Genomic DNA, 10,193 nt, shown 5'->3' with positions numbered 1-10,193 from the left:
TTCAAACTATTTTTTTGCCTTCTAAACGGCTAAAAAAAATCTTTTGAACGTCTAAATAATAACTAAAAAGAGTCAACCTATTTCAGTATAATACAATAGCTAGTGAATAAGAATTATAAAATATTTGTCCTACTATTTGCCGCATTATTTTTAATTGGCTGTAGCTCAACCAATAAATTAGTTAAGAAAGCTAAACAATTAAATTGTGGGAAACCGATTGAATTCATTTATGATAGACAGAGTGATATAGTTAAACTTGAACTTATAGAACAAGTCCATGGCGATTATAGGATTCCCAATTATGAATCAGAATTCAGATACGTAATCTCTGAGTTTGATAAAAATAGTAATTCTGATATTAAAGTCAATAATGGTTTTGGGTTTCAACATGATTCCATTATTTACGTTAACACGAGAATAGAAAGAATTGTTATGAAGTTTGGAGATCTCAAAACAACTCTAGAAACTGATATTAATTTTAAACTGAAGCATAATGAAATTAGAATTACTGGTATTCATTCAGGTCATTGGGAAATCTCTACAAATGTTATGTTCAGGAAAACACTAATAGACGCTGTTCATCAGTTTCTTCAAATGAATTGTGATTACTGACGTTGTACAACACCGTATACAATTAATTGCTAGTTATAGCCTAGTTATGAAAGTCCTCACCTATTTTCTATTCGGGTTTTATTTGCTAAATTAGTTACTTGAATACGCCACTAATCATATACAAACAGGTTTCAGAAAAATAAAGAAATACCCAACATTGCAATCAAAACCAATAACCCCAAGACTGACCTGTTACAAATGTATGAGTCCTAAAAGCACCTGTATTTGTAAACACATCAGTTCATTACAGACGAAGACGCGTTTTATTATTCTGATGCACCCCAAAGAATACAAGAAAGAAAAAAATGGAACGGGACACATGACGAAGCTTCAACTGGAGAATTCAGAAATTATTGTAGGTGTCGATTTCACCAATAATAAGCGTGTTAATGACATACTGGCAAATGAAAATAATAGCTCTTTTTTATTGTATCCAGGAAAAGAGAATTTCAATTTATCGGTAAGGAAAAGTTCAGAAGTAAAGTCTTTTATGGGCAATAAGCCACACCTCTTCATTTTAGATGGCACATGGCCTTGTGCGCGTAAAATGCTAAAACTAAGTACGAACTTGCAAAAGCTACAACGCGTGAGTTTTGATAATGCTATTAAATCAAAATTTATCATCAAACAACAACCAGAATCGCTTTGTTTGAGCACTATTGAGTCTGTTTACACGGTTTTAAATTTACTAAACGAAGGAAACGTTGAGCACTGCGATACAACAAATTTCCTTGTGCCTTTTGAAAAAATGATAGCCCATCAACTAGAATATCTGCGCAACCCAAAGCATAAAAATTACCATGATACAGTAAAAAATACCCTTGTAGCTAAGAACCTATATAAAACGGAAAGAAATACTATTTTTGAAATAGAGCGTTAAGTGTAGTTTTAATTTTTATTGCCTAATTTACATGCTCAACCACGGAATAAATCATTCACCTTACCACACATGGATTGAAAATGAATAAAAAACAACGAAAAGTATTTTATCCGACACTATTTTTTTTGGGCTTGATTTTAATGGCTTGGCAAATCTCAATCTATAGAAATACAATAATTGATTTAAAAATTTTATTCGGAATTATTCTTTTTGTGGGCATTATAGCTTTTTTCATGGACGTTAAAAATTACGGAAAAACCTATAAATACAGTGGTGTTGGACTTTATTTTTACGCGGCAATGCACTATATATGTGGATTTGGATTTATAGTGTGTTCTTTGTTTATGCTATCTAATTATTATTTAGCAGAAACCGAACCAATTAAGAAAGAATTTGAAATTGTAGAATGCTCGTCGTTGCCTGGAGTTGGGAAATATCGCAAACACGAAAGGCAGCCAACATTCAAAATAAATTATAATGGAGAACTAAAAGAGTTAGTCTTCCCACATAAATATTATGAGAAAAGAAACTTTTATTCAACTGTGGAATTGGAAACTCGTGAAGGTTATTTTGGTTTTGACATTTTGGAACATAAACATATAAAATAAAAGAATAAAAAATCTGTGTTAACTTTAAGTATACTCATGAATTGATCACTGCGGGTTTTTATTTCACTAAATTCGGTGCTCAACCAGAAATAGCTTTAGAAGTCATTTTTATATGTCTTTAAGCACTAATAAGTTAAATTATGAAACTAAACCTACTATCTTGTGATGCGCAACGGCCAGACAAAAGAGCGATAGCCAACTGCATTACTGAAATTTCTGTTAATGGCAATGCATCCTTGTCTAATGAGCTTACCGATATATTATTAGAAGGAGATGCTGTAGATATTGAGGTGGATGATAAAAACTCAGGTTCGGCCTTAAGAGCCTTGCGAAAACTAGATATTGATTACGAGATTCTCGATTAAAATTCAAAAACAAAAATGATTCACCTTATAGTAGGCAATACAGGTTCAGGAAAAACAACCTACGCTAACGAATTAAAAAAACGTATTAATGGAGTGGTGTTTTCAATCGACACGTGGAATAACGTTTTGTTTCTTCCAGATAAAAAAGAAACCGATGGTTTAGAGTGGTTTTTAGAACGCATTGAACGTTCTGAGCGTATGATGTTAGAGCTCACTCATCAGTTAGAAACCATAAAAACGGATGCCATCTTAGATTTAGGATTGTCTAAATTTGGCCATCGTGAAAAATTCAGGAAGTTCGCGGAAATGAATGGCTATACCATAAAATTACATTTTTTAGACGTTTCTAAAGCGACGCGACTAGAACGTGTACTCAAAAGAAATACCGAAAAAGGCGATACGTTTGAGTTTGAAGTCACGCAAGACAACTTCGATTTTATGGAAACTTGGTTTGAAAAACCAACCGAAAAAGAGCTTAGTGACGCGTTTGTAATTTCAGAATAAATAGGGTTCAATGGCTGAGATTGAAGCACTTTTGCTACGTAAAATGCGAAGGTGATAAACTTCAATATTATCATTTCGTTAAGATTCGCGACATAAATTATGTAACACATAATTTAATATCACATAATTTTTTGAAGTCGCAAAAGTGCTAATCCAGAGGTTTAAAACCTTTCAATCTTTTAGACTATGCACTATATTTAAAGAACACAAAACTTTGGATATAACATGCGAATAGGTATTATTATTGGACGAATTGGTGGTGTCGATGGTGTAGCACTCGAAACCGAAAAATGGATAGATGTTTTAAAAAAATTAGGTCATGAAGTTTTCATCATGTCTGGTGAATTCGAATCCTGGACCATGGATCGTGAGCATCATTATTTGTATCCTGCCTTATCATTCTTTTCAGTCGAAGCAGAATGGGGACAACGTAAAGCCTTTTTTGAACCCGATAAGAATCCAGATGCCTTATTAGAACATGTTGAAAAAGCGTCGAATAGAATTCATTTCGCTATGCGACAATGGATAGCCGATAAGAAAATTGATGTTATTCTTTCCGAAAATGCCTCGGCATTGCCTTGCCATTTGTCCATGGGAGTCGCCATTAAAAAACTTGTTGAAACTACAGGTATACCTATTGTAACGCACGATCATGATTTTCATTGGGAGCGTGGTCAACGCTATGTGTCTGTCCACCCAGAGATCAACCACTATGTCGATAAGAACTTCCCATTATTGCTGCCTAATGTAAAACACGCTGTTATTAATACATTCGGAGTAGAAACCTTTAAAAACCGATTTGATATTGATGCTACTTTGGTGCCAAATGTTATGGATTTTAATCGCGTATACGGAGTGCCAACACCAGAGAATGAATTTTTTCTGAGAGACGTTGGTGTTTTAAAAGATGAAATTGCCTTACTGCAAGTCACGCGTATCGTTAGACGTAAAGGAATTGAAACCGCCATATCTCTAATAGATCAATTAGATGATAAAAAGCTAAAATTAGTCATAACAGGAAATAATAATGACGATGAAAATAAGACCTATTACAATGAGTTAATCGACCAAATTCACGATTTAAATTTATCGCGTCAAATCATATTTGCAGCACATAAAGTTTTAGATCATAAAGATTTATCAGATGTGTATGCACACGGAAGAGCAGCCACTTATTTTAGTACCTATGAAGGTTTTGGCAATGCTTTTGTGGAAACCATCCTCGCTAAAAAACCAATTTTTGTAAATAACTACAAGCCTGTGTATATGCAAGATATAGGCAACAAAGGTTTTGAAACCGTAATGATTGAAGATAGCAATTTAACGCCAGAAAGCGTGCAACAAATGTCTGATATTATATACAATCCGAAGCGTTGTAAAGAAATCGGAGAGTACAATTTTAGCATTGGTAAAAAACACTTTTCGTATGAGGTATTAGAAGAAAAGTTAAGCGAATTATTCACATTTTAAGCGTTAAAACATGACTGATAAAAAAACAACAAAAATCTCTACTATTTTAAATGAGTTAAAAAAAGAAAACATAAACACTTGGTTCGATTTAGGCTTATTTATGGATAAGTTTAAAGAGAAAAATTTACCATCAGTATTTAAAGGTAATGCCTCTACGTTTGATACGCATCTGGAAAACGGAGGCATTGCGTTTTTAACCTTTTATTTCACCATTGATGGCATTACGGTAGAAACCGAAAAATATGCTAAAACCTTTAAGAGCATCTATCCAGATATTCCCATTCACTTTATAGCAGGTGAAATTAAGCAAGAAGCCGATGAGTTAATACCAAAAACTGCCTTTAGAAAAGTGATTCCAGAAATGGAAGCCTTTGATGCGTGGCCATTATATAAGGACTTCTTTCAAATTACTATGGAACGTGGGAGTGAAGCTTATAATAGCCTCATTGGTAAGTTTTGGAAAGAGGTTTTAGTACTTGTAGAGAAATTAGGAAACTATATTGAAGAGCATGACATTTCATTATTATACCTTATTAATGTCTGTTCTAATCCTGGAAACGTATCATTGGCTTTGGCAACCGTTTTAATTTCAGAATATTTAGGCATTCCTGTGATTAATAATAATCACGATTTTTATTGGGAAGGTGGTAACAGAGAAGTCGAAATAAAAAAGAAAGGTCTTAAAAAAGGACCAAGAGATTTCTTTTTTCACAATGCACATGTAGGCGAATTTTTCTCAATTATTGAAACCATTTACCCATGGGAAAGTCGCTCGTGGATGAATGTGAATATCAATAGAATTCAGCAAGATCATTTAATAAATGTCAATGGTCATAATCCGGCTAACGTAGCCTTGTTAGGCACAGCTGTTGATACTAAATTGCATCAGATGAGTAAGCGCGATATTATCAAAGCGTTTATGCAAGTGTCTACTATTTTTGCTAATAAAAAGGATAGTATAACGGTTCATACTGCTGCACATCATACCGAAAGTAAGCGCTCTTTAAAGCCTATTCTATTAGGTCATAAAACGATAAAAAACTTCGATTTTGTAAATAACAATATTGTGTTTTTACAGCCAACAAGAGTGATTAGTAGAAAATCTATTGAGCTGAATTTTAAACTCATCAAACGCTTGTTCTCTTATGATTCATTTGCTGAAAAATTTCATACTAATCCACAGCTAAAATTATCGTTAATTGTTTCAGGACCTATTCCACATGGTCAGCAGAATTATTATCACGATCTAAAAAAGGACTTTTCAGATTTTCTAAAAGAGCTTCCAAAAGCATTTAAATCGCGTGTGTTGCTTGGGTTTTTATTTAGTGAATTCGATAAAAATGATTTTAAAAAGAAACACGAAAAACCATTAGATATAGAGCAGCTATTTGATGTGGCATCATTGATATTACTGCCAAGTCAAACCGAAGGACGTGGTTTGCCAATCATTGAAGCTGCTGCCTGTGGAACACCGATTTTTTGCAGACAGTATGAACCAAGAGAAGTCTATGATGAGGTTATTGGTCGTCATCTAGACGAGTCGCTTCGACTTAATGTTTTAGAATTTAAAGGCTCAAAGGTCCCAAAGAAATTAGCAGAAAAAATCTGTGACCATGTGTTTTATCCTCAAAATAGAATGGTCGATGTAACGCACAACAGAAGTGTGATTAAAAAACGTTACAGCTTAGAGGCGTTGGAAGAGAATATGCGTTACATTTTGCAACGTATGTATTACCAGTTGGTCTCTGTTTCTATTGAAGATAATCCACAAGTCATTAATTTATTAAAGCAATATAAGGAGTCTGTAGATTTTGAAAACGAAGATCTCAATGCGATTCTCAATAAAAAGAAGCGCCATTATTTGCCAGGTTATGGTCGTTTGTCGTTTATGCACTATTTAAAAAGCTTAATTGATCCTAGCTTTTTTAGAGTTGAAGAACAGTTGGTAAAAGGCCGTGTCATGCGTTATGCTAGAACGATGGAAAATGATATTCCAGATTTAGTCAACACAAATCTCGAACTCATTCATAAATATTACAATGCAATTGATGATATATTTAAATATGTAGATGGTGAAATCTCTATTCGTCACGATCATGCCTTGGCATATCGTCATAGAAATAAAAAATCTTATGCGTATCAGGCCTTTACTTATCAAGAAGTCACTGGTTTGGTAAATATGATTTATACAGATGTATTTAAACCAAAAAACTTACCAGATTTAACCTTAGCACCACAGTTTTTTGCCGATTGGGAATTAGCACTCTTTCAACTTACCAATAGTCAGTATTTAGGTATAGACGATCGAAAAATTCTAACTAAGAATTTAAAGAAAAATGTGCCTAAAGGTTATTTTCCTGGTCGATTTATTAAACATGAATTAGAGTACTTTGTATTACAACCTATAAGAGCTCAGTTACAATTAACGATAGAGCAGGAGTTAACGTCAGACATACTTGAAGCCAATGTAGACAAATTAGAGAAAATCTACATTTTTATTCACGAGCCAAGAATTACAAAATGGTTCTCTAGTGCAGATATTAAAGAGTATTTAGAAAGTGGAAAAGAGCCAGAACTAGGCTTGTTGTACAATGCAGGAGTTATTCAGATTGTAGAAACAAAACAATGGTCCGAAGGAGTACATTTTCCACAAATGGGTGCGAAAGCCATTAAGATATTACGCGCTATAAAAGAGGCAGATGGTTTCATAATAACCAATGGAGAATATGCAGCTATGATGACAGATATTATTGAAATCGACCACTTTCATATTGGTAAGGTGATGTATCAAATGACCGCTAAAATAATGGGTATTCCTAAAGGTAGTGGTTTTATTCAGTTTGTGCCAGCAGGTGTGCGTACCACTTTAGCGTATCCTACGCCAATACAAACAGCGAAAGATTTTGATATGGTTCTTAAAAGTGATTTATATCAAGATTTAAAAGATAAGATAGGAGAGAAGGCATTGTTAAATATGATGACTGAAGATGCCATTGAAAACGGCACTCCAATTGCTAAATTATTAACGCAGATTAAAGAAGGTTTAGAACCGTCTAAAACGGTAGAAAAAGTAAAATCGTCGTATGCAGGAGGTGTTTATGATGATGGCTTACCTTGGAGTGGAGTGTTGGCTGAAATAGATACTAAAAAACACCGTTGGAAGTTTGCGGCACATATTGCCAATAAAGAGCCTAAAAATGTGCCAGCACTTGTAAAAGAGTACAAGAAGAAAAGTAAAAATCCAAATAAGATAGAGCTAGCTTGGAATGGTGGTTATATTTTGAATCCGGAATTGGTTGGTAAACTAGGCTTGCCAGAAACCTATATTGGTTCGCCTTTAGGACTTTTAATTATGGATAATAAAGTGTTTTGTCCACCACTTTTCAATAAACCAGCATTTATTATTTATAAAAATGGTGATGTTGATATTCGAAAAGTAAATAGTAAAGCGGGTTTAATGGTTAAAGGAAAAACGAAAGACTTAACATTTTCTAATTCCAATTATAATACACATAGCGCAACGGAACCATGTTTTTACGATTTGTCATTTACTGAAGATACCTACCAAGGCAACGGTAATGTTATAGTGAGAATAGCAGGTAACACCGTAAAAGAAATTATTAAAACGAAGTCTAAGGAAGATGTGCGTGTGATTCCTGTTGGAATTACATTGTCTATTCCTAAAGATATGTTTTCTGAAACTATGTTTGTTGAAGGTAAATCATTAGATATTCAACTGTTAGAACTAGAAGAAAACCCTTACAAATGGGATGAGATTTCTTATGCCATTGAAGCCGGACCTATGTTAATAGATGACGGTAAACAAATTTTAAATATGGAAGAAGAAGGTTGGAAAACCACCAATTCTATAAAAACACAAGCCGCACGTTTAGATTTTACAGATATGCGAGGCCCAAAAATAGCCGTTGGGATTACCAAAGCTGGAAAATTAATGGTGTTAATGGTCAATGGTCGTATTAGAGAATCCGTTGGTGCGACGCATTTTGATATGGTCGATATTCTTTTAAAATACGGCATGGATAAAGCAATGGGCTTCGATCCAGGAGGAAGTAGTACGCTTGTAGTCGATGGAAACATCATGAATATATCACCTTACAATAAAAACTATGAAAAAGATATTTATGCGCTGCCACCAGAACCAAGGTTTGTAGCTAATGCGATTATGGGTTGGATTGAAGGCTAACATAAAATTGATTTCTTAATGTCTGGTTGAGCGCAGTCGAAACCACTTTAATACTATAACGTCACTTCGAGTGAAATTTCGTTTTTTAAGAAATTTTGTATCGAGAAGCTTATATGTAACTAAGGTTCTCGATATAATTTTTTCGTTCCTCAAAAACCACTCGAACTGACGTTTTGTGGTGGTATTTATAAGTAATGTCAGGTTGAGCGCAGTCGAAACCTATTTGATGGCGTAACGACACTTCGAGTGAAATTCCGTTTTTTAGGAATTTTGTATCGAGAAGCTTATTTGTAGACACAAGGTTCTCGATATAATTTTTTCGTACCTCAAAACCACTCGAACTGACGTTTTTTGATAGTATTTATTTTCAGGATATCTGTTTGATTGTTGTCGATACTTATTTCAACAAATCCTCTAAAGCAGGTTTTAAATTCACAAATTGAAAATTAAAACCTTCAGCTTCTACTTTTTGAGAGCTGACACGTTGACTTTCAAACAAAAGAATATGCATGTCTCCTAGTACCAATTTCATGACAAATTTTGGAATATTGGGTAAAATCAAAGGACGTTTTAAAATGCGAGCTGCAGCCTTTGTTAATTCTCTATTACTTACCGGATTTGGTGCAACTCCATTATAAGTGCCTTCAAAGTTGTTGGTCACAGCATACACAAAAAGCGATGCTAAATCGCTTACATGAATCCAGCTTTGCCATTGTTTACCACTACCAAAAGCAGCACCTGCACCAAATTTAATGGGTTTTATCATTTCGGGTAAAGCACCTCCATCTTTGGCTAACACTAAACCAATTCTGATTTTTGCCACTTTACATCCCAAAGCACTAAAGTCATCGATGGCAGCTTCCCAGTCGTGTACAACCTTACCCAAAAAGGTTTCTGAAATTTCTGTATTGGTTTCTTCGTAATAGTTGACTAAACTTGTTGGGTAAATGCCAATAGCACTTGCGGAAACGATTTGGTCAATCTTATAATTATGTTTTTTTATGGTGTCTTGCAGCAATTGAGCAGTTTCGGTTCTACTCTTAAGAATGATTTTTTTGTAATCGTCTGTCCAGCGTTTAGATATAGAAGCCCCAACCATATTGATTATGGCAGAAACACCTTCAAAACACTTGTGATCTATGTCGTTTTTGTCAGGATCCCAATAAAACCCTTTGTAATTCGATTCTTTAGTTAATTTAGATTTTGAAGTCGTTAAATAATGTACATTAATACCTTCTTCATGACATTGTTTTACGATTTCTTGCCCAATTAATCCTGTAGCTCCTGTAATTAAAACGGTCATTTTTCCTTTTTATATAAATATACAAAAGGTTAAAAGGGTACGTATGCGATTTAGATATGATTTAACGTTTGAGGAACAAAACTTTTAAATTGTAGTATTTTCAATTTACTTCGGTCGTCAGTTCGAGTGTTTCGAGTGAGCGAGAAATGTAATGAGAACCTTGGTTACCTATAAGCTTCTCGATACAAAATTCCTGAAAAGCGGAATTTCACTCGAAGTGACGGAATTATAGTAGTGATTGGAAAGT

At 34.2% G+C, this 10,193-nt stretch carries 8 protein-coding genes; 7 read left to right on the top strand and 1 reads right to left on the bottom strand.

Annotated elements, in window-relative coordinates:
* Window positions 1-102: 102 nt before the first annotated feature.
* The 7 genes from ITJ86_RS16860 (at window position 103) to ITJ86_RS16830 (ending at window position 8,643) form a co-directional block, all read left to right on the top strand.
* Window positions 103-612, top strand: coding sequence for a hypothetical protein (locus ITJ86_RS16860; protein WP_195872827.1), 510 nt, complete (start codon window positions 103-105; stop codon window positions 610-612).
* Between the two features lie 157 nt (window positions 613-769).
* Complete coding sequence (locus tag ITJ86_RS16855) at window positions 770-1,492, top strand: tRNA-uridine aminocarboxypropyltransferase (protein ID WP_262897336.1); 723 nt, start codon at window positions 770-772, stop codon at window positions 1,490-1,492.
* An 80-nt stretch (window positions 1,493-1,572) separates the two neighbouring features.
* Window positions 1,573-2,100, top strand: a complete 528-nt coding sequence (locus ITJ86_RS16850) for a hypothetical protein (protein ID WP_195872825.1) — start codon at window positions 1,573-1,575, stop codon at window positions 2,098-2,100.
* A gap of 140 nt (window positions 2,101-2,240) precedes the next feature.
* The gene (locus ITJ86_RS16845) at window positions 2,241-2,465 is read left to right on the top strand and encodes a hypothetical protein (protein ID WP_195872824.1); all 225 of its coding nucleotides are present in this window, start codon (window positions 2,241-2,243) and stop codon (window positions 2,463-2,465) included.
* Between the two features lie 15 nt (window positions 2,466-2,480).
* Entirely contained in the window at window positions 2,481-2,969 is a 489-nt protein-coding gene (locus ITJ86_RS16840) for an AAA family ATPase (protein ID WP_195872823.1), read from the top strand.
* Window positions 2,970-3,194: 225 nt separating this feature from the next.
* A complete protein-coding gene (locus ITJ86_RS16835) occupies window positions 3,195-4,439 on the top strand; it encodes a glycosyltransferase family 4 protein (RefSeq protein WP_195872822.1) in 1,245 nt (414 codons plus the stop codon).
* A gap of 10 nt (window positions 4,440-4,449) precedes the next feature.
* The gene (locus ITJ86_RS16830; protein ID WP_195872821.1) at window positions 4,450-8,643 is read left to right on the top strand and encodes a phosphodiester glycosidase family protein; all 4,194 of its coding nucleotides are present in this window, start codon (window positions 4,450-4,452) and stop codon (window positions 8,641-8,643) included.
* Between the two features lie 397 nt (window positions 8,644-9,040).
* Here ITJ86_RS16830 and ITJ86_RS16825 read toward each other — a convergent pair whose 3' ends face one another.
* Window positions 9,041-9,946: a TIGR01777 family oxidoreductase gene (locus ITJ86_RS16825; RefSeq protein WP_195872820.1), complete on the bottom strand. Its 906-nt coding sequence runs from the start codon at window positions 9,944-9,946 to the stop codon at window positions 9,041-9,043.
* Window positions 9,947-10,193: the final 247 nt, after the last annotated feature.

The organism is Winogradskyella marina, assembly GCF_015645385.1.
GTDB classification, from domain to species: domain Bacteria; phylum Bacteroidota; class Bacteroidia; order Flavobacteriales; family Flavobacteriaceae; genus Winogradskyella; species Winogradskyella marina.
The sequence above is the reverse complement of the archived record's forward strand: the minus strand, read 5'-3'. Positions and strand labels throughout refer to the sequence as shown.

What these genes read in the sequence shown, in the direction of transcription:
- ITJ86_RS16850 (WP_195872825.1), top strand. Translation starts at nt 1,573, where the DNA reads ATGAATAAAAAACAACGAAAAGTATTTTATCCGACACTATTTTTTTTG.
- ITJ86_RS16845 (WP_195872824.1), top strand. Translation starts at nt 2,241, where the DNA reads ATGAAACTAAACCTACTATCTTGTGATGCGCAACGGCCAGACAAAAGA.
- ITJ86_RS16840 (WP_195872823.1), top strand. Translation starts at nt 2,481, where the DNA reads ATGATTCACCTTATAGTAGGCAATACAGGTTCAGGAAAAACAACCTAC.
- ITJ86_RS16835 (WP_195872822.1), top strand. Translation starts at nt 3,195, where the DNA reads ATGCGAATAGGTATTATTATTGGACGAATTGGTGGTGTCGATGGTGTA.
- ITJ86_RS16830 (WP_195872821.1), top strand. Translation starts at nt 4,450, where the DNA reads ATGACTGATAAAAAAACAACAAAAATCTCTACTATTTTAAATGAGTTA.
- ITJ86_RS16825 (WP_195872820.1), bottom strand. Translation starts at nt 9,946, where the DNA reads ATGACCGTTTTAATTACAGGAGCTACAGGATTAATTGGGCAAGAAATC.